General features: G+C 68.6%; 17 protein-coding genes and 1 pseudogene. 9 read left to right on the plus strand and 9 right to left on the minus strand.

The genetic code is table 11. The annotated features are described in order from the left end of the window. Positions 1 to 301, plus strand: a pseudogene (locus P7D22_RS18345) (hypothetical protein); the annotation flags it as partial. 61 nt (positions 302 to 362) lie between these two features. On the opposite strand, the gene P7D22_RS18350 reads toward P7D22_RS18345, so the two are convergent. Then, positions 363 to 2,957 carry a PAS domain-containing protein gene (locus tag P7D22_RS18350; protein ID WP_319935703.1) on the minus strand — a complete coding sequence of 865 codons (2,595 nt, stop codon included), beginning with the start codon at positions 2,955 to 2,957 and terminating at the stop codon, positions 363 to 365. 173 nt (positions 2,958 to 3,130) lie between these two features. Continuing rightward, positions 3,131 to 3,412, minus strand: a complete 282-nt coding sequence (gene rpsT / locus P7D22_RS18355; protein WP_319935704.1) for a 30S ribosomal protein S20 — start codon at positions 3,410 to 3,412, stop codon at positions 3,131 to 3,133. Positions 3,413 to 3,695: 283 nt separating this feature from the next. Here rpsT and P7D22_RS18360 point away from each other — a divergent pair, with 283 nt between their 5' ends. The 5 genes from P7D22_RS18360 (at position 3,696) to P7D22_RS18380 (ending at position 9,568) form a co-directional block, all read left to right on the plus strand. Then, positions 3,696 to 5,381: an ABC transporter substrate-binding protein gene (locus tag P7D22_RS18360; RefSeq protein ID WP_319935705.1), complete on the plus strand. Its 1,686-nt coding sequence runs from the start codon at positions 3,696 to 3,698 to the stop codon at positions 5,379 to 5,381. 13 nt (positions 5,382 to 5,394) lie between these two features. Continuing rightward, a complete protein-coding gene (locus P7D22_RS18365; RefSeq protein ID WP_319935719.1) occupies positions 5,395 to 6,426 on the plus strand; it encodes an ABC transporter permease in 1,032 nt (343 codons plus the stop codon). After that, entirely contained in the window at positions 6,426 to 7,403 is a 978-nt protein-coding gene (locus P7D22_RS18370) for an ABC transporter permease (protein WP_319935706.1), read from the plus strand. Before P7D22_RS18365 ends, P7D22_RS18370 begins: the two co-directional genes overlap by 1 nt. Further along, positions 7,396 to 8,415: an ABC transporter ATP-binding protein gene (locus tag P7D22_RS18375; protein ID WP_319935707.1), complete on the plus strand. Its 1,020-nt coding sequence runs from the start codon at positions 7,396 to 7,398 to the stop codon at positions 8,413 to 8,415. The genes P7D22_RS18370 and P7D22_RS18375 overlap by 8 nt, the downstream gene beginning before the upstream one ends. A 157-nt stretch (positions 8,416 to 8,572) precedes the next feature. Beyond that, on the plus strand, positions 8,573 to 9,568 hold the full coding sequence (locus P7D22_RS18380) for an ABC transporter ATP-binding protein (protein WP_319935708.1): 996 nt from the start codon (positions 8,573 to 8,575) through the stop codon (positions 9,566 to 9,568). 12 nt (positions 9,569 to 9,580) lie between these two features. Here P7D22_RS18380 and P7D22_RS18385 read toward each other — a convergent pair whose 3' ends face one another. From P7D22_RS18385 to P7D22_RS18415, 7 genes are all read right to left on the minus strand, one after another. After that, entirely contained in the window at positions 9,581 to 10,396 is an 816-nt protein-coding gene (locus tag P7D22_RS18385; RefSeq protein ID WP_319935709.1) for a glutamine amidotransferase, read from the minus strand. Positions 10,397 to 10,540: 144 nt separating this feature from the next. Beyond that, a complete protein-coding gene (locus tag P7D22_RS18390; RefSeq protein WP_319935710.1) occupies positions 10,541 to 11,446 on the minus strand; it encodes a 50S ribosomal protein L11 methyltransferase in 906 nt (301 codons plus the stop codon). 32 nt (positions 11,447 to 11,478) lie between these two features. Next, complete coding sequence (locus P7D22_RS18395; RefSeq protein ID WP_319935711.1) at positions 11,479 to 11,889, minus strand: type II toxin-antitoxin system VapC family toxin; 411 nt, start codon at positions 11,887 to 11,889, stop codon at positions 11,479 to 11,481. Beyond that, positions 11,879 to 12,130: an AbrB/MazE/SpoVT family DNA-binding domain-containing protein gene (locus P7D22_RS18400; protein ID WP_319935712.1), complete on the minus strand. Its 252-nt coding sequence runs from the start codon at positions 12,128 to 12,130 to the stop codon at positions 11,879 to 11,881. The genes P7D22_RS18395 and P7D22_RS18400 overlap by 11 nt, the downstream gene beginning before the upstream one ends. 166 nt (positions 12,131 to 12,296) lie before the next feature. Next, the gene (pdxY, locus tag P7D22_RS18405; RefSeq protein WP_319935713.1) at positions 12,297 to 13,145 is read right to left on the minus strand and encodes a pyridoxal kinase PdxY; all 849 of its coding nucleotides are present in this window, start codon (positions 13,143 to 13,145) and stop codon (positions 12,297 to 12,299) included. Positions 13,146 to 13,242: 97 nt separating this feature from the next. Beyond that, positions 13,243 to 13,695, minus strand: coding sequence for a response regulator (locus P7D22_RS18410; RefSeq protein WP_319935714.1), 453 nt, complete (start codon positions 13,693 to 13,695; stop codon positions 13,243 to 13,245). A 42-nt stretch (positions 13,696 to 13,737) separates the two neighbouring features. Continuing rightward, on the minus strand, positions 13,738 to 16,566 hold the full coding sequence (locus P7D22_RS18415) for a PAS domain S-box protein (protein ID WP_319935715.1): 2,829 nt from the start codon (positions 16,564 to 16,566) through the stop codon (positions 13,738 to 13,740). Positions 16,567 to 16,736: 170 nt separating this feature from the next. Between P7D22_RS18415 and P7D22_RS18420 the strand changes: the two genes are divergently transcribed. From P7D22_RS18420 to P7D22_RS18430, 3 genes are all read left to right on the plus strand, one after another. Beyond that, positions 16,737 to 17,849, plus strand: coding sequence for an S-(hydroxymethyl)glutathione dehydrogenase/class III alcohol dehydrogenase (locus P7D22_RS18420; protein ID WP_319935716.1), 1,113 nt, complete (start codon positions 16,737 to 16,739; stop codon positions 17,847 to 17,849). Between the two features lie 123 nt (positions 17,850 to 17,972). Then, the gene (fghA, locus tag P7D22_RS18425) at positions 17,973 to 18,839 is read left to right on the plus strand and encodes an S-formylglutathione hydrolase (protein WP_319935717.1); all 867 of its coding nucleotides are present in this window, start codon (positions 17,973 to 17,975) and stop codon (positions 18,837 to 18,839) included. 76 nt (positions 18,840 to 18,915) lie between these two features. Beyond that, positions 18,916 to 19,773: AsmA family protein (locus P7D22_RS18430; RefSeq protein ID WP_319935718.1), on the plus strand; the 858-nt coding region annotated here is incomplete at its 3' end.

Consider the following 19,773-nt stretch of genomic DNA (forward strand, 5'->3'; position numbering starts at 1 on the left):
GGGCGGGCCTGGGCCGGGCGCCGGCCCGGGGCAGCCGCAGGAACAGCGCAGGCACCATCACAATTCGGGTGTCGGCGCCGCGATCGGGGCCGGCGTGCTGGGCGGCATCGTTGGCGGTGCATTGTTGAGCGGCCAGCAGCCTGGCTACCAGCAGCCCGGCTACGCGCCGCCGCCTCCGCCCCCCCCGCCGCCGGGCGCCTATGAGGTCGAGGACGAGCCGGAGTGCCGCGTGGTGCGTAAGCCCATCTATGATGAGGATGGTCAGATCGTCGACTACCGCACCCGCCGCATCTGCCGCTAAGGCTGACGGGGCCAAGTGGAAACCACTTGGCCCGATCGGGCAGCCGACCCCCGTCCGCCCGTCAGGAGGCGGGCGAGGATCGTGACGGCGTGATGGCGCGTCGCAACACGCGCGACACTTGTTCGGCCGAATAAGGCTTGTGCAGCAATTCGAATCCGTGTGCGCCTTCTTCGGCCAGCACGTGGCTGTAGCCGCTTGTCAGCACGACCGGCATGCCGGGCAAACGATCGCGGATCTGCTTGGCCAGTTCGATGCCACTGAGGCCCGGCATCACGACGTCGGAGAACACCACGTCGAAACCGCTTCCGTCGCCGAGCTTCACCAGCGCATCGACGGCCGTCGTGGCCCACACGGTCTGATAGCCGAGGTCCTGCAGCACCTGGGTCGAGAAGCGCCCGACTTCGACGTTGTCCTCCACCAGCAGCACCCGTCGGCCGCCGCCCCCGAGTGCGTGCTTGGCGGGGAGGCCGAGCTCCGGTGCCTCTTGGTCGAGGCCGTCGATCTGCGGCAGGAACAGCGTGAAGGTGGTGCCTTCGCGTTCGCGGCTCCGCACATCGACGTCGCCGCCCGACTGCTTGGCGAAGCCGAACACCTGGCTGAGCCCGAGGCCGGTGCCCTTGCCGACCCCCTTGGTGGTGAAGAACGGCTCGAAGATGCGGCCGAGGTTTTCGTTCGAGATCCCTTCCCCGGTGTCGGTGATCGACACGGCCGCGAACCGCCCTGCCGTGCCGGCATGGCCCCGGATCGCCGGGATGTCTTCGACCTGGGCCAGCCGCAGCGTCAGGGCCCCTTCGCCGTCCATGGCGTCCCGAGCGTTGACCGCCATATTGACCAGGGCGGTCTCGAACTGGCTGACGTCCGCCCGCACGAAGCAGGGTGTTTGCGGCAGGTCCGTCAGCACCCGGATGCGGGCGCCCGTCACCGTATCGATCATGTCGGCCATGCCGGTCAGCCGCTCGCGCAGGTCGAAGGTCTGCGGCTTGAGGGCCTGCCGCCGCGCAAACGCCAGCAACTGGCCCGTCAGCTTGGCGGCGCGGTTCACCGTATCCGAGATGGCGTCCATGTAGCGGCGGCGGCGGTCTTCGGCGAGGTTGGGCCGCCGCATCAGGTCGACCGAGGAACGGATCACCGTCAGCAGATTGTTGAAATCATGCGCCACGCCGCCGGTGAGCTGGCCGATGGCCTCCATCTTCTGCGATTGGCGCAGAGCTTCTTCGGCCGCCAGCAGTTCGCGCGTGCGCTGCGCCACCTGTTGTTCGAGCGACGCCGCCAAGGCCGCCAATTCCTGCTCGGCGCGGCGCCGCTCGATGGCGGCCCGCGTGCGCTCGGCCACCTCCTCAATGAACTGCACCTCGTCGGCCGTCCAGGGGCGGGGCGCGACCGCATGCACGTAAAGCAGCGCCACGAGCCGGCCCCCCTCGATCAAGGGGACGGCGACGAGTGCGCCGATGTTATGCGCCCGCATGGTCGCGGCCGCCTGCGGTTCGGCGGCGGCATCGGGCAACACCGCGGTTTCGCCCCGGTGCAACGCCGCGTCGAGATCGCTCAAGCGAGGCAGCGGCATGGTTCCGACCAGGCTTTCGATGCCGGGCGCCGTCCAGTCCCGCTCGATCGTGAGCTGGTCGTCATGCAGCAGGCCGAAGCCGGCCCTGTCGATGCCGAGTGTGCGTCCAAGCAGGTGCCCCGCCGCATAAGACAGCTCCGCCGGATGCTGGCTGTTGCGGAACAGGCTGCCGAGGTCGACGAGCGCCTGACGCAACGCCCCGGCGCGCTTTTCCTCCGTGATGTCGAGCGCGACACCGGACAAGCGCAGCGGCCGGCCGTCGGCCGTGAAAATCGGGCGGGCGCGGCCCTGCACCCAGCGGATCTCGTTCTCCGGCGTCAGGATGCGGTAGCTGACATTGCACTGGTGGCCCGTGGCGAGGCTGTCGTCGATCTCGCGCTTGACGCGGTCGCGGTCGTCGGGGTGGATGGCGCTCCACAGGTCGGCATAGCTGAAGGCGGCCTCGGGCGGGCGGCCAAACGTTTCGCGCAACACCGCCGAGGTCGCCAAGGCCTCGGTTTCGAGGTCGAGTGTCCAGGCGCCGAAGCGCCCCGCTTCGAGCGTGAAGCGCAGCTCCATGTCCCGTTCGCGCTGGTCCTGCAGCTTGGCGGTGAGTTCCGCCGTCAGCGCCGCATTATGGCTTTGCAGCCCCTGCAGCCGCTCGCGCTCCATCGTCACGTCGAACTGGCTGGCGAAGAAATAGGCGAGCTTCCCGTCAAGGTCGTACACCGGCGCCAGCAGAAGCCGGTTCCAGAACGTCGTGCCGTCCTTGCGGTGGTTGCGGATGTCGATTTCGATCGAGCGCAGCGCCTCGACCGCCGCCCGGATCGCGATCACCGTGTCGGGATCGGTGTCGGGGCCCTGCAGGAAACGGCAGTTGCGCCCGAGGATCTCGTCCCGGGTATACTGGGTCAGCCGGCAGAACGCGTCGTTGACGAACACCACCGGATTGTCGGCCTGCCGAGGGTCCGTGACGATCATCGGCATGCGGCTGGCCCGCACGGCGGCCACGAACGGGTCGGTGTTGCCACCGAGCCCCTTGAGCTCCGCTGCGATCCGCTCGGCGTCTCGAAACGAACGGGCGCTCGCGTCTGAAGCGGTAGGATCGGTCATGGGCACCCGTTGCGGGTCGGCGGCACTGCCGAATCAGCTTTCGGCATAGGACGGCCGCGATGCCCAGCCCAGGCTTTCCGAAACACACGGACCTGCCAAAGCGCCGCACCACACATGCAAACGCCCCCGCTCGATCAGAACGGGGGCGTCACACCAGATAAAATTGGAAAGTGTCAGGCCTGCGCAGCCTGGGCCGACAGCGCCTTGACCCGCTTGGTCAGGCGCGAAACGGTGCGCGACGCGGTGTTCTTGTGGATGACGCCCTTCTGCACCGAGCGCATCACCACCGATTCCGTGGTCGACAACACCGTCAGGGCATTGCCAGCGTCGCCCTTGGCGATGGCTTCCTCAGCCTTGCGGAGCTGCGTACGCATGGCGCTGCGGCGCATGCGGTTGATCCGCGTGCGGCGTTCGAGCTTGCGCACGGCCTTCTTGGCCGAGGAGGTATTCGCCATTGTGATCCGGTTCCCAAAGCTGTCGGCTGCGCCGCAGCCCTTTGCTAAAAACAGCAAGGCGCACGAAGCGCCTGAATGGGCGACGCATATCAGCCGCTTGCGCCGCTCGTCAACCCTGAACCGCCATCGGCACTCAGGCCGCGACGGTGTGTGCGTGTTTCGGAACCCTGGCATGCGGCTTGCCACGCTCGAGCGAGCGGCGGCCTCGGCGCGTCGGCTTGACGGCCTTGCCCGAAGGGTGCGTTAAGCGCGCTGAGCCGCCTCATGTGCCTAAGGATTGTTCATGATCGTGCAAAGACGTAGCCTCGCGACGCTTATGTCGTCCATCGCGACGGCAGTTCTGTTATCCGGAAGCGCCCATGCGGCTGACCGCGATGCCTTGATGAAGGACCATCGTGGCGGCACCATGAAGCTGAACGCGCATGGCTCGGCCGGCACGATCGATCCGATGATCAACTACGAGCAGCAGTTCTGGCAGCTGTTCGCCGTCACCAACGACGGCCTGCTGGCCTTCAAGAAGGCGGACGGCAAGGAAGGCAACACCATCGTGCCCGACCTCGCGGCCGCGATGCCGGAGCCGCAGGACGGCGGCAAGACCTATGTGTTCAAGCTGCGGGACGGCGTGAAGTTCTCGACCGGCAAGGTCGTGACGCCGGCCGATGTGGTGGCGTCCTTCGAGCGCATCTTCAAGGTGTCGAGCCCGACGGCCGGCTCTTTCTATAACGGCATCGTCGGGGCCGACGCCTGCCTCAAGGCGGCCGCGACCTGCTCGCTCAAGGACGGCGTAATCGGCGACGACAAGGCCAATACGGTGACGTTCCACCTTGTCGCGCCCGACGCCGAGTTCTTCGACAAGCTGTCGGTGCCGCATGCCTCGATCCTGCCGGCCGACACGGCCACGAAGGACCTCGGCACCACGCCGGCGGCCGCCACCGGCCCCTACATGATCGCCAGCTACGATCCCGATCACGGCATGAAGATCGTCCGCAATCCGGCGTTCAAGCTGTTCAGCGCCGATGCGCAGCCCGACGGCTTCGTCGACGGCTTCGAGTATAATTTCGGCCTCGACGATCAGGCCGGCCTGACCGCCGTGCTGAACGGCCAGGCCGACTGGACCTATGACGATCCGCCGACCGACCGCCTCGGCGAACTCGGCACCAAATATGCCAAGCAGGTGAAGGTCCACACGCTGTCGGCCTATTATTACGTGCCGATGAACGTCAACCTTCCGCCGTTCAACAACGCCAAGGCGCGGCAGGCGGTGGCCTATGCGGTCGACCGCAAGGCGCTTGTCGGCTTGTTCGGCGGCCCGAACCTCGCGAACCCGCTCTGCCAGCACCTGCCGGTCGGCATGGCGGGCTACGAGGCTTATTGCCCCTTCACCAAGAACCCGGGGTCCGGCAAGTGGTCCGCACCCGACATGGAGAAGGCCAAGCAACTGATCGAGGAATCCGGCACCAAGGGCCAGAAGGTGACGCTGATCGGCGACGACAAGGCCATTCCGAAGGCGATCGCCACCTACATGCAGGGCGTGCTGCGCGACCTCGGCTACGACGCCAGCCTGAAGACGATCTCGCACAACATCCAGTTCACCTACATCCAGAACACCAACAACAACGTGCAGATTTCGGTGACGGACTGGTACGCCGACTACCCGGCGCCGTCGGACTTCCTCAACGTGCTGTTCGGCTGCGACTCGTTCCACCCCGGTTCGGATTCGTCCGTCAACATGTCCGGCTGGTGCGACAAGGGGGTCGATGGCGACATGAAGCAGGCGCTGGCGACGGCCGTCACCGATCCGAAGGCCGCCGATGCCATGTGGGCGAAGATCGACAAGGCCATCACGGATGCCGCGCCGGCCGCGGCGCTGTTCCAGCCCAAGCGCGTCGATGTGGTGTCGAACCGGGTCGGCAACTTCGTGTTCAACGACACGTATCACATGATCCTGTCCCAGGCCTGGGTGCAGTGATCTCTTGAGCATCGTGACCGAAGCCGCCGCGCCCGTCGCGGCGGGGCCGGCGAGGATGCGCGTCAGCCGCGGCCCCTGGGCCACGGCTTTCCGCAAGCTTGGCCAGGACAGGGCCGCCATGGCGGCCCTGGTGATGTTGGCGCTCATCGTGGCGGCCTGCCTGATGGCGCCGCTTTATGCCGCCCACGTGGCCCGCATCGATCCGTTCTCCTCCAACCTCAGCGGATCGATCACGCTCGATGGCGTCGACGTGCCGGTGATGCAGGCCGAAACCGAGGGCCTCGGCCTCGGCACCACGCCGATCGGCCCGACCTGGACCGGGCAATACCTGTTCGGTGCCGACGGCCAGGGCCGCGACGTGATGGCCCGGCTGCTTTACGGCGGCCAGAACTCGCTGCTGATCGCCGGCGCCTCGATGGCCATCACCCTTGTTCTGGCGGCGGTCGTCGGCATCGTGGCGGGCTTCTTCGGCGGCTGGATCGACCTCGTGTTGTCGCGGCTGCTCGACATCCTATGGGCCTTCCCGGTGTTCTTGCTGGCGATCTCGCTGTCGGTCGTCACCATCAGCCATGGGCTGGTGCTGGGGCCGGTCACCATCGCGTCCGACAGCCTGCTGCTGCCGATCCTGATCATCGGCCTCGTCTACATCCCCTATGTGGCGCGGCCGATCCGCGGCCAGGTGATGCAATTGAAGCGCAGCGAATTCGTGCTGGCCGCGATCGGCCTCGGCGTGCCGCGCCCGCGCATCCTGCTGGTCGACATCTTGCCCAACGTCGCCTCGACGCTGATCGTCTTCGCGCCGCTCACCATGGCGCTCAACATGATCGTCGAATCGGCGCTGTCGTTCCTGTCCATCGGGGTGCAGTCGCCGCAGGCTTCCTGGGGCACGATCATCGAGGATGGCCAGGGGCTGCTCTACACCCGGCCGTTGGTGGCCATCCTGCCCGGCATCGCGGTGGTGTTGACCGTGGTGGCGCTCAACGTCTTCGGCGACGGGGTCCGGGACGCGCTCGACCCCAAGGCCAAGCTCAGGATGAAGGGCTGATGGCGCTCGTGTTGCTGCGCCGGCTTGGCGAGATGCTGTTCGTGATGTTCGGCATCTCGATCATCGTGTTCCTGATCTTCTTCGCGACGCCGGGCGCCGACCCTTCGGCCCGCATCGCGGGCCGCAACGCGTCGCCCGAGATCCTGGCTGCCGTGCGGCACGACTTCGGCTTCGATCGGCCGATCCCGGTGCAATATGGCTTGATGATGAAGCGCCTGTTCATCACCGGCGACCTCACCTCCTTCGTCAACCGTGGCCAGAAGATCATCCCGACCATCCTGCAGGCCGTGCCGGTGACGTTGTCGCTGTTGTTTGGCGCCGCCGTGCTCTGGGTGGTGGTGTCGCTCGCCATCGGCATCGCGGCCGCGGTGCTGCGTGGCACGGTCGTCGACAAGGCCCTGATGGTGCTGGGCCTCGTCGGGGTCTCGATGCCGGTGTTCTGGGTCGGCGAGGTGGTCAACCTCGTGACGCAAAGCCGCTATCACGACACCTGGGCGTTTTCCTGGGTGCCGGCGCTCGGCTATGTGCCGTTGACCCAAGACCCGTGGGGCTGGTGCAAGGCGCTGATCATGCCCTGGATCACCCTGGCGATCCTTTACATCGGGCTTTACGGCCGCGTGCTCCGGGCGAGCCTCGTCGAGGCCTACCAGGAGGATTTCATCCGCACCGCCAGGGCCAAGGGCTTGTCGGAGCGGCGCATCCTCGTCCGCCACGCGTTGCGCACCTCGCTGATCACCTTCGTATCGCTGTTCGGGCTCGACTTCGGGGCGCTGGTGGGGGGCGGCACGTTGCTGGTCGAGATCGTCTTCGGCCTCCAGGGCGTCGGCTTCCTCACCTACAACGCCTTCGGCAATCTCGACCTGCCGATGATCCTCGCCGCCGTTATGTATGCGTCCGTCTTCGTGGTGGGCGCCAATGCGGTGGTGGACGTGCTCTATGCCACCCTCGACCCGCGCGTGAGAACCAGCCGTGCTTGACCGCGCCCCGTCCGAGCCACCATCGGCGGCCGAGCCGCTGCTGGCGGTCGAACACCTCAGCGTCGCCTTCCGCACCGAGCACGGGCTCGTGACGGCGGTCGACGACGTGTCCTTCGCGATCCGGCCCGGCGAGCTCGTGTCGCTCGTCGGCGAATCCGGCTCCGGCAAGTCGCTCACCTCGCTGGCCCTGATGGGCCTGATCACCGACCCGAACGCGCTGGTGACCGGCTCGATCCGTTACAAGGGCCAGCAGATCGTCGGCATGGCCCGGGGCAAGCTCCAGGCCGTGCGGGGCGACGAGATCGCCATGATCTTCCAGGACCCGATGAGCGCCATGACGCCGGTCTACACGATCGGCTGGCAGATCGCCGAACAGCTCAGGGCCCACCGCAAGCTGACCAAGAAACAAGCGCGCGCCCGCGCGATCGAACTGCTGGGCGAAATGGGCATGCCGTCGCCGGCCATCCAGGTCGACCGCTACCCGCACCAGTTGTCGGGCGGCATGCGGCAGCGCGCCATGATCGCCATGGCGCTCAGCTGCGACCCGTCGCTGTTGATCGCCGACGAGCCCACGACCGCCCTCGACGTCACGGTGCAGGCCCAGATCCTGCGGCTGATCGAGCAGTTGCGGCGCGACCACGACTCGGCCGTGATCCTCGTCACCCACGACATGGGCGTGGTGGCCGAGGTGGCCGACCGCGTGATGGTGATGTATGCCGGCCGCATCGTCGAGGAAGGCCCGAAGCCGCCGGTGTTCCGCCACCCTGGCCACCCCTATACGGAAGGGCTGTTGCGCTCGATCCCGCCCATGCGGGGGGCGCGGCCGCATCGCCTGATCGCCATTCCGGGTGCCCCGCCGTCGCCCGCCAACCGCCCGCCTGGCTGCCGCTTCGCGCCGCGCTGCGCTTATCGGTACGAGCCCTGCGACCGCGACCCGCCGTTGTTCCGGCGCGACCGGCAGACCGTGGCCTGCTACCGGGCCGAAGCGCTGCTGGAGCCGGTGGGACGGTGATGAGAGGCCCCGCGCGTCATTCCGGACGGAGCGCAGCGAAGATCCGGAACCGGGAGCCTCACTGTTGGACGGATACGCGCCCGGTTCCGGGTTCGGCTTCGCCGCCCCGGAATGACGACTGGCTGTGCTTGCACCCGGTTCATGCGACTGGAGTCCGATGAATACCCCTGCGCCCCTCCTCGAGGCCAAGAACCTGTCGATGCACTTCAGCCTCGGCGGGCGCTTCACGGCGGGCGGGCCGCAGGTGCTGCGCGCGGTCGACGACGTGTCGCTGACGGTGGAGCGCGGCGAAACGCTGGGACTCGTGGGCGAGTCCGGCTGTGGCAAGTCCACGCTCGGGCGCGCCTTGTTGCGGCTCTACGAGCCGACCTCCGGCCAGGTATTGTTCGAGGGCCACGACATCACGCGCCTTGGGCTGCGCGGTCTCCGGCCGCTGCGCCCGCGCATGCAGATGGTGTTCCAGGACCCGGCGGCGTCGCTGAACCCGCGGCGGCGTGTCGGCGAGCTGGTGGCCGAACCCTTGAAGGTGCATCGCCGGCCGGACGGACGGCGCTATTCCGGCGGCGATATCCGCGCCCGGCTCGTGGAGCTGATGGACCTCGTCGGCCTCGAGGCCGACCACCTCGAACGCTACCCGCACGAGTTCTCGGGCGGCCAGCGGCAGCGCATCGGCATCGCCCGGGCGCTGGCCCTCGACCCGGCCCTGGTGGTGGCGGACGAATCGGTGTCGGCGCTCGACGTGTCGGTGCAGGCCCAGATCGTCAACCTATTCATGGACCTACAGGACCGGCTCGGCATCACCTATGTGTTTATCGCCCACGACCTGAGCGTGATCCGCCAGGTGTCGCGGCGGACCGCCGTGATGTACCTCGGCGCCATCGTCGAGACGGGCCCGACCGACACGATCTTCGCGGAGCCGGCCCACCCCTACACGGCGGCGCTGATCGCCGCCGTGCCGGTGCCCGAGGTGGACGGGCCGCCGCGGGAACGCATCGTCTTGCGCGGCGATGTGCCGAGCCCCCTCGACCCGCCGTCGGGGTGCCGCTTCCACACCCGCTGCCCGAAGGCACAAGCGCGCTGCCGCACCGAAGCGCCGCAGCTGCGGCCGATGCCGGCCGGCCAGATGGCGGCCTGCCATTACCCGCTGGTGTGACGGTTTCGCGGCCTATTCGGCCGCGGTGGCAAGATCGGTGCCGGCCGGGAAGGCCCGTTCGATCGCCGGTCCGGTCGCGGGCTGGGCGCTGTCGCGGCCCCGGCTGATCCAGAACCCCAGAAAGGCGTCGAGCCAGCGCGCCACGGCAGCGTCATGGGCGAACCAGCCGTCGAGGTGGTGCTGCCGGGTCGGCCAGGCCCCCGGCATCGTCATGCGGTCATGGCCCTTGACGGTCCAGGCGCACATCATCGCGTAGGTCACTTCGGGGTGGAACTGCAGCGCGAAAGCGCGTTCTGCCACGTGGCAGGCCTGCACCTCGAAATCGAGGCCCGACGCCAGCAGGCTGGCGCTGCGCGGCAGGTCGAAGCCTTCCCGATGCCATTGGTAAACGCGACGCGGAAAGACGCCGGTGCCGAACAGCCGCTCCGCTTCGGCGGTCGGCGTGATCGGGTAATAGCCGACCTCGACCCGTCCGGCCGGATGCGGATAAACCTTCTCACCGAGGTGGCGGGCGAACAATTGCGCCCCGAGGCAGACACCGAGGAACGGCACGCCTTCCCGCAGCGGCACGCCGATCCAGTCGGTTTCCGTCTTGATGAAGTCGTCCGGGTCGTTGGCGCTCATCGGGCCACCGAAGATCACCGCGCCGGCATGCTCCGCCATGGTCGGGGGCAACGGGTCGCCGAAGCGCGGCCGCCGGATGTCGAGCGGGTAGCCGCGCGCCCGTAGCAGCCGGCCGATGCGGGCCGGCGACGAATGTTCCTGATGGAGCACGACCAGGACGGGCTTTTGCATGGCGATCGATCCGAGCTCCGCGGAACGGGTCATGTGGGCGCCGTTCCCCGAACGGCCGATGAACGATGCACGGATCGTGCCGCTGAAGTCTGTCCCGGGTCCTTGCGAACCAGACCGACTTCAGGTCTTTCTCGGGGTCGGCTGCCCGATGGTCGAGGTCTCCCTCGACCCGACAGCCTAGCCGAGCAGCAACGTACACCAGCCTTCGAGCTCGAGGCGCCGGCGCAGCGCGAAGCCCTGCGCCGCATAGCTCGACAGGATGCCTGGCACGTCGCGCGCCAACAACCCCGACAGGATCAGCACGCCCCCTCGGGCCGCGATGGCGCTGATCGACGGCGCCAGCAGCCGCAGCGGCTTGGCCAGGATGTTGGCGAAGATGAGGTCATAGGGGGCGCCCGCCCGCAGCGTGCCGTGGCGCGCCCCGACCGACACGACCGGTCGCACATGAGGGCCGACGCCATTCAGGCGTGCATTGCCGGCCGCGGCATCGACCGCGATCCGGTCGATGTCGCCGCAGCGCACCGGCTGGCGCAGCGCCCGGGCGGCCGCCATGGCCAACACACCCGTGCCGGTGCCGAGGTCGAGCACCCGCCGGGGGCGCCGCCGCTTCAATTCGGCATCGAGCATCAGGAGGCAGCCCCGCGTGGTGCCGTGGTGGCCGGTGCCGAAAGCCAGGGCCGCCTCGATCTCGAGCCCGAGATCGTTCGAACGCAGCCGGTCGCGGTCATGGGCGCCGTGCACCAGGAAGCGCCCGGCCCTTACGGCGTGCAGCCCTTCGAGCGAGCGCGCCACCCAGTCGCGTTCGGCGACGCTGCCGAAGCTGGCCGCGGCGGCGCAATCGGGCCCGGCCGACTGGGCCAGCAAGCCGCGCACGAAATCCTCGTCGGGCGGGCGGCCGAAGAACACTTCCAGCATCCAAGGCTTCGGCTCGCCGGGCGCGTCCTCATCTTCGAAGGCGGCAGCGGCGGTTTCGGCCGGGTCGAAGAACTCGACCACGAAATCGGCCGCAGCACGCGCCTCCGCTTCGCTGCAGGCGAGGCGCAGCACGGTGGCGGCATTGTTGGGCGGCAGGCCTTCGAGCATGGGTGTGCGGTATCACGGCAGGCGGCGCGCCGTCACCCCGTCGCGTGATCGGGCAGCACCTCGACCGCGACCCCGATGGCGGCGCCGATGGGTGGCCAGCCCCGGTCGGTGGTCATCGCCACGGCACCGAGGCGCCGGGCCAAGGCGAGACAGCAGCGGTCCGTCACCGCAAGGCCGCTGCGGTTCGGGCCTGCCCCGATCCAGCCGGCGTCATCGGCCAGGGCCCGATCGACCGGTACGATCTCGAGGTCGAGGTCGGCGAGGTCCGCCGCCACCGCATTCATCGGCACGCCGCGGTCGGCGAGCTTGGCCACCACCTCGGCATAATTCACCGCCGACATGACGGCACGGTCGAGCACGGCTTCGACGCGTGCGGCTCCAGCTTGTTGAAAGAACAGGCGCAGGAGGGCCGAGGCATCGAGCACGAAGCGCTCAACCCCCATCGCGGGCGGCCTCGATGCGTCGGTCGGCCACCAGCTCGTCGGACGGCGGTCTGCCGGGCGCGAAGGGGAGGAGGTGCTGCTGGATTCGTTTCAGCGCCGATCGGGCCGGACGGATGCGGAGCTCGCCATCGACGAGGTTGAGCCACACGGCGTCACCCTTGTCGAGCGCGAGCGCCTTGCGTATCCGGGCCGGTACCACGATGCGACCACCTTCGGCCAATCTGGCAATTTCGCGTGTCATGGCAAAGCGGCCCGTTATGCCATCGATCATGGATGGGGAGGTGGATTGGGCCGTTTTGCCATCGCAGCCTCACGCGAAGCTGACCATCTGGTTTATCAGTGCACCGCGCCGCGCCAGTTCAGGAAAACATGGCAAAGCGTCGAAAATGTCAAAACGTTCGAATGTGTCAAATGGCTTCTGCTGCAAAGGTGCGGCTGGGGCGGACGAACTCATCCTGGGCCGCCACCAAGGCAATCTCCCGTGATCCTGCTTCCAGGGTGTGTCGCAGCAGGCCATGCACCGCCGAAGCTGCCCGCGACAGCGCCTCGGGTGCCGAGCGCGTGTCCAGCAGGTGCACGAAGAACAGCGCCGCGATCGCATCGCCGGCTCCGTTGACGCTGATGTCGAGCCGAGGCGTCCGCACCCGCCAAAGCCCATCGGCCGTGGAAGCCAGGAGGTCGATGGCGTCCGCCGGTGTGTCCTGGCCGAGGTAGGACGTGACCAGGATGGTGGCCGGCCCGGTGGCATGCACGGCCGCGAGGCCCCTGCGAACGGCGGGCAGGCTGGCCGTCTCGTGGCCGCATAGCAGCTCGAGCTCGAACTGGTTCGGCGTGATGAGGTCGGCCGCCGGGACGGCCTTGTGGCGCATGAATTCCGCGATGCCGGGTCGCACGAAGACGCCGCGGCCGACGTCGCCGATCACCGGGTCGCAGCAATATAGCGCCCCGTTCTGCTGGGTCTTGACGGTCGATACGGCCTCGAGGATCGCGATGCCGGTGTCGGCCGACCCCATATAGCCCGACAGCACGCCGTCGCAGGTGGCCAGAACGCCCCGCTCGGCCATGCCGGCCAGGCATTCGCCGATCAGTCCGGCATCGAAGACTTGGCCGCGCCAGGCGCCATAACCGGTGTGGTTGGAGAATTGCACGGTGTGGATCGGCCACACCTCATGGCCGAGCCGCTGCATCGGAAAGGTGGCGGCCGCATTGCCGACGTGACCATAGGTGACGTGCGACTGGATCGACAGGATGTTCACGCCGGCCCCCCTGGGGCGGGCCGTCAGCCCCGATGGCCCGGCGCGGCGCCTCGGTCGGGTGTTAGGCGCTTCGCAGGGTCCGGCGCAAGCGGGGCCGTCAGGCTGCCGCGCTTTGCGCCTCGCAGCCTGCCAGCGCAGCTTCGAGCTTGGATAGGGTGAAGGGCTTCGTCACGAAGCCGTCGGCGCCGATCGCGGCCGAATGGTCCCGGTCGTCGTCGACGCGCGAACCCGACAACATCAGGATGCGGCAGCGATAGGTGCCGACGTCGTTGCGCAGCTTGTAGATCAGCTCGAAGCCGTTGGTGCGCGGCATGCGGATGTCGAGCAGGATGCAGATCCGGGCGGCATCGACGCCGTTCGTGCCGGCACCGATCACATGGGCTTGCGCCAGGGCGGCGTCGCGCTCGCACCGGAACGGGATGCCGGGGTAGCTGTGCTGGAAGATGGCCCGCGTCAGGAACAGCTCGGTCTCGCTGTCGTCGACCATCAGGAACTGCTGGAAATCGTCGATCCGCATCGGGCGCCCGCGATGGTTTGGGGTGAAGGCCACGCCTCCGCCCGTAAACCCTTGCACCCAAACACAAAGGAAGCTTTAAGCCGATTGTGTAAAAGGCCGTTCGACCGCCGCCGCGATGGCGCGCTCGGCCGCCATCCTGAGGGCGCCGACACGCGCGGTGCCGCGGCCCGCCCGCGCCTCGACGTGCAGTTCGGCCGCATGATGCTGCAATTCCGTGAAGCCGAAATGCCCGGCCATCGAGGTCCAGTTGTGGGCGAAGCCGATCAACTCCGCTTCCGGCATGGTCGGGAGGATGTCGAGTTGATCGCGCACTTCGGCCACGAAGGCGTCCAGCATGGTTCCGAGGCGGTCCGCCCCGATGATGCCGGCCAGGGTGGCGAGGCTTTCGCGGTCGAGCACGCCGTCGGGTACCGGGGCGGCGGCGGGCGGCGCCGGCGAAGCCGCGGGGGCGCCGCCGCTCAACCGGTCGATCTTGCGCAGCAGGTCGTCCCAGTCGATCGGCTTGGCCACGTGGGCGTCCATGCCGGCGGCGGCGCAATGCGCCTCGTCCTCGGTGGTGGCGTTGGCGGTCAGGCCGAGGATCGGCATGCGGTGCGCCGTGCCGTTCTCGCCGGCCCGGATGGCGCGCGTGGCCGAATATCCGTCGAGCACCGGCATCTGGACGTCCATCAGCACCACGTCGAAGGGCTCGTCGGCGGCCAGCAGCGCCATGGCGTCCTGCCCGTTCTCGACCACCATCACGCGATGGCCGGCGCGGCTGAGCATTTCGGTGATGATCATCCCGTTCAGCCGGTTGTCTTCCGCCAGCAGGACGCGGCGCGGCACCGCGGCCGCCAGCAGCGCGTCCAGCGGGCGGGCCACCACGGGTTCGGCGGTCGCGGCCGGGATGGTCATCGTGAAGGTCGACCCCTGGCCCATCGTGGAGGTCACGCGGAGGGTGCCTCCCATCAGCTTGACGAGGTTCTTGCAGATCGACAGGCCGAGGCCACTGCCGCCGAACTGCCGCGTGATGGATCCGTCGGCCTGGCTGAAGCGCTCGAAGATCGCCTCGAGCTTGTCGTCCGGGATGCCGATGCCGGTGTCGCTGACGGTGAGACGCAACTGCGCCGGACCGGCCTCGTAGGTGGCCACGATGTCGATCCGCCCCGTGGCGGTGAATTTGACAGCGTTGCCGAGGAGGTTGAGCAGCACCTGCCGCAGCCGCGTGGGGTCGCCCATCAGGAACAGGCCGGTCGGCACGGTGGCGTCGAGCACAAGGCCCTTGCGGGCCGCATCCCCGGTGGCGAAATCCCGGCAGGCCGTGATGAGGGCGGTCAGGTCGAACGGCACGGTCTCGATGGCCAGTTGGCCGGCCTCGATCTTCGAAAAATCGAGCACGTCGTTGATGACGGCCATCAGCGAGCGCCCGGTTTCCTGGGCCATGGCCAGTTTGGCGCGGTGCTGGGGGGCGAGGTCGGGCTCGCGGGCCAGCAGGTCGTGCAGGCCGAGCAGGCCCGTCAGCGGCGTCCTGAGCTCATGGCTCATGTTGGCCAGGAACTCGGTTTTGCTCGCGGCCGCCCGCTCGGCCGCCGCACGGGCGGCGTCGAGCGCTTCCGCGATGCGGCGTCGCTCGGTGATGTCGCGCAGGGCGCAAATCATATGGCGCGGCGTGTTGTCGGGGTCGCGCACCAGGTTCAGCCCGACCTCGACCCAGATCCAGTCGCCCCGCTTGTGCCGCGTCCGGTAGGTCACCATGGTCCGGTCGCCCGGCATGGTGCCGCCCACCAGTTTATCGAAAACCGACCGCAGGGATGCCTTGTCGTCCGGATGGATGCTCTTGTTCGCCACCTGGCCGATCAACTCGTCGGGCTCGTAGCCCAGCACGCTGCGGCAGGCGGGCGACACGTAGCGGCGCACCAGGTTCATATCGAGCTGCGTGATGACGTCGTTGGTGGCCTCCGCCAGCCGCCGGTAGCGCGTTTCGCTGTCCTGCAGGGCACGCGCGGTCCGAAGCCGGTCGGTCACGTCCTCGATCACGGTCAGGCTGTGACGGTCTTCGCCCGCCGCGCCCCGTTCCACCACGGCCGACAGCAGCACGTCGATGACCCTGCCGTTCTTGGCCACCATCTGGTAGGAGACGCCGGAACAATGGCCGTCGCGGAAGAACCGCGGGATCACCACGTCACGGGCCTTGCGGCGCGACGCATCGGTGAGGAAGTCGGTGACCAGGCGCCCGATCACTTCCCGACGCCCATAGCCGAGCTTGCTCAGCCACAGGTCGCTGACCATCAGCAGGCGACCATCGGCGTCGATGGCGTGCAACATCGCGGGCGTCGCCTCGTAATGGCGGCGCAAGCGGTCATGGCTGGCGTCGAGCGCCGTCATCGTGGTCTGCAGCGACAAGGCGATGCGGTGCTGGGCCAGCAGCGACCGGCGGGCATCGAGGCCGCGGGCGGCCGCGAGCGCCAAACAGCGCAGCACCTCGCGCTGGGCCGGCTCGAGCCGGCGCGGCATGGTGTCGATCACGCAAACGGTGCCGACCGTGTGGCCATCCTTCAAGCGGATCGGCGCCCCGGCGTAGAACCGCACGCCGCCCTCGGCCCGCACGGAATCGAGCCCGGCGAACCGCGGGTCGAGGGTCGCGTCGGGCACCTCCAGGACGTCGTCGCCCGTGATCGTCATGGAACAGAAATTCGACCGGCGCGGCGCCACGACGACGCCCGGCATGCCGTGCGACGCCTTGGCCCAGAGCCGGTCGGCATCGACGAGGCTCATGAACGAGATCGGCGTGCCGCAGGCCGTGGAGGCGGCCTGGACCAGGACGTCGAACTCCTCCTCGGGTGCCGTGTCGAGGATGTCCAGGCTCCGCAGGGATTGAAGCCGCGCGGCCTCGTTCGCGTCGCCCATGCCGCAATCGCTGTTCATGCCGCGCCCGCCTGTATCGCCCCTCCGGTTTGAATACCCCAGCAACCGTGAACAACTTGCGCCGCCCGCGCCACGAGGCGGCCTTCTCCGTGGTGCAGCAAGGGCTTTGAGCCGTCCCCGTTTCATGCTTTGACGGGGTCGACGCCCCACACCCGCCGCAAGGGACCACCATGAAGAGCCGCGCCGCCGTCGCCTGGGAGGCCAACAAGCCGCTGACGATCGAGACGATCGAGATCGGCGGGCCCCGGGCCGGCGAGGTGCTGGTCGAGAACATGGCGACCGGCCTTTGCCACACCGACGCCTATACGCTGTCGGGCCTCGATTCCGAGGGCAAGTTCCCGGCCATCCTGGGCCATGAGGGCGCCGGCATCGTGCGCGAGGTGGGCCCGGGCGTCACCAGCGTGAAGGTCGGCGACCACGTGATCCCGCTCTACACGCCCGAATGCCGGCAGTGCAAAAGCTGCCTCAGCCAGCGCACCAACCTGTGCACCGCCATCCGCGCGACCCAAGGCCAGGGCCTGATGCCCGACGGCACGACACGCTTCGCCTGCGACGGTGGCGAGGTGTTCCACTACATGGGCACCTCGACCTTCTCGAATTTCACGGTGTTGCCCGAGATCGCGGTCGCCAAGGTGCGTGAGGACGCCCCCTTCGACAAGATCTGCTACATCGGCTGCGGCGTCACCACCGGCATCGGCGCGGTGGTCTACACCGGCAAGGTGTGGCCCGGCGCCAATGTTGTGGTGTTCGGGCTCGGCGGCATCGGCTTGAACGTCATCCAGGGTGCCCGCATGGTCGGGGCCGACAAGATCATCGGCGTCGACCTCAACCCGGCCAAGGCCGACATGGCCCGCAAGTTCGGCATGACGGATTTCGTCAACCCGGACGAGGTCGGCCGCGACAAGGTCGTGCAGGCCATCGTCGACATCACGGGCGGCGGCGCCGACTTCTCGTTCGAGTGCATCGGCAACGTCCACACCATGCGCCAGGCGCTCGAATGCTGCCATCGCGGCTGGGGCACCTCGATCGTCATCGGCGTGGCCCCGTCGGGCGCCGAGATCGCGACGCGGCCGTTCCAACTCGTCACCGGCCGCAACTGGCGCGGCTCCGCTTTTGGCGGAGCGAGAGGGCGCACCGACGTGCCGAAGATCGTCGACTGGTACATGGAGGGCAAGATCAACATCGACGACCTGATCACCCACACCATGCCGCTCGAAGACATCAACAAGGGCTTCGACCTGATGCATGCCGGCGAGTCGATCCGCTCGGTCGTCGTCTACTGATGGCGCTCACCCGTCATTGCGAGGCGGCGCAGTCCCCGTGGCAATCCAGCCCGGCGCCGGGGTTCTGGATTGCTTCGCTCGCGCTCGCAATGGCAAGTTCGACCGGATAAGGATAGGCTGCCCATGACGCTCGAGCTCGTTTCCGAGGCGCGGCTGTTCGACGGCCTGCAGCGCACCTATCGGCATCACTCCACCGCGACCGGCACGCCCATGCGGGTGGCCGCCTACCTGCCGCCGCAGGCCGAGCACGGGCCGGTGCCGGTGTTGTGGTTCCTGGCCGGGCTGACCTGCACCGAAACCAACTTCATCGAAAAGGCCGGCGCTCAGCGGGTAGCGGCCGAGCTCGGCCTCGCCCTCCTGGCGCCCGACACCTCGCCGCGCGGCGACGGCGTGCCGGACGATCCTGCCTGGGACTTCGGCCAGGGGGCGGGCTTCTACCTCGACGCCACACAGGCGCCCTGGGCCACGAACTTCCGCATGCGGAGCTACATCGAGGACGAACTACCGGGGCTGGTGTTCGACGCCCTGCCGCTCGACCGCGACCGGCAGGCCATCAGCGGCCATTCGATGGGCGGCCACGGGGCGCTGACGGTGGCGCTGCGCAACCCCGGCCGGTTCCGCAGCGTGTCGGCGCTGGCGCCGATCGTGTCGCCGCTGCACTGCCCTTGGGGCGAGAAGGCGCTCGGCGGTTATCTCGGGGCGGACCGCACCGCCTGGCGTCGCTACGATGCTTGTGCGCTGATCGCCGATGGCGCCCGGGTGCCCGAGATCCTGGTCGACCAAGGGTTGGCCGATAATTTCCTGGAACGCGAGCTGAAGCCGCACCTGCTCGAGGCCGCCTGCCGCGACGCCGGCATCGCACTGACGCTGCACCTGCGGCCCGGCTACGACCATTCTTATTTCTTCATCGCCAGCGTCATCGAAAGCCACCTGCGCTGGCACGCCGCCCGCCTCGGCGCCGGCCAGCGGCCCGGCCCTGAGAAGGGGTGACGTCGGGCCGATGGGCGCGCCTTGCGGAAACCCGCTATGATCGGGCGCCCTCGAACCGCAAGGATGCGCCGCTCTCGTGCGTGAAAGCCTGACGATCTTCGCGATCGCCCTGATCGCCCTGTTGTCGGCGCTGCTGGTCGGACCCTATCTGGTCAACTGGAACCACCAGCGCGACTGGCTGGCCGCCAAGCTGTCGGGTGCCATCGGGGCGGAAGTCCGCATCGGCGGAACGGTGGACGTCAAGCTGCTGCCCCGGCCGCTGTTCCGCGCCACGCAGGTGTCGATCGCCGGCGCCACCCCGCAGGACCCGTCCGTGACGGTGGCCGGTCTCGATGCCGAACTGTCGATCAACAGCCTGCTGCAGGGGGCCGTCGAGTTCGTCGACGCCACGGCGCTGCGGCCACACCTCAACCTGACGACGCGCCCGGACGGCACGCTGGTGGCCGGCGTCTGGGATGTGGCGAACCCGCAGCGCTTCACCTTTCGCCATATCCGGGTGCGGGACGGCGCCGTGGTGGTGCGGGACCCATCCGGGCGCGAGCGCGCCGCCGTGTCGGGGCTCGATGCAGAGGGTGAGGCCGAATCGTTGTTCGGGCCGTTGCGCCTGAGCGGGCAGGCGAAGGCGCCGGCCGGCACCTTCCGGTTCCGCTTGTCGACGGGCGCCTATGCGGGCCGGCGCTTGCGGCTGAAGCTCGTCGCCGACGACACGGCGTCGCTCGGCCATGCCGATCTTGACGGCACCGTGACGCTAAGCCCGACGCCCGACCGCACCGGGGCTGCGCCCGCCTTTGCGGGCAGCCTGGCGGCCAGCGGCAGCCTGCGGGTGGCCGACGGCTTCGCCCCCGTGCCCTGGCAGGTGGCGGGGGGGGGGGGGGGGTGGGGCGGCGGGGGGGGGTTCAGGGCGGGGGCGGGCGGGCCGCCGGGGGGGGGGGGG

It is taken from the genome of Lichenihabitans sp. Uapishka_5, assembly GCF_033947565.1.
In the GTDB taxonomy this organism is placed as follows: Bacteria; Pseudomonadota; Alphaproteobacteria; order Rhizobiales; family Beijerinckiaceae; genus Lichenihabitans.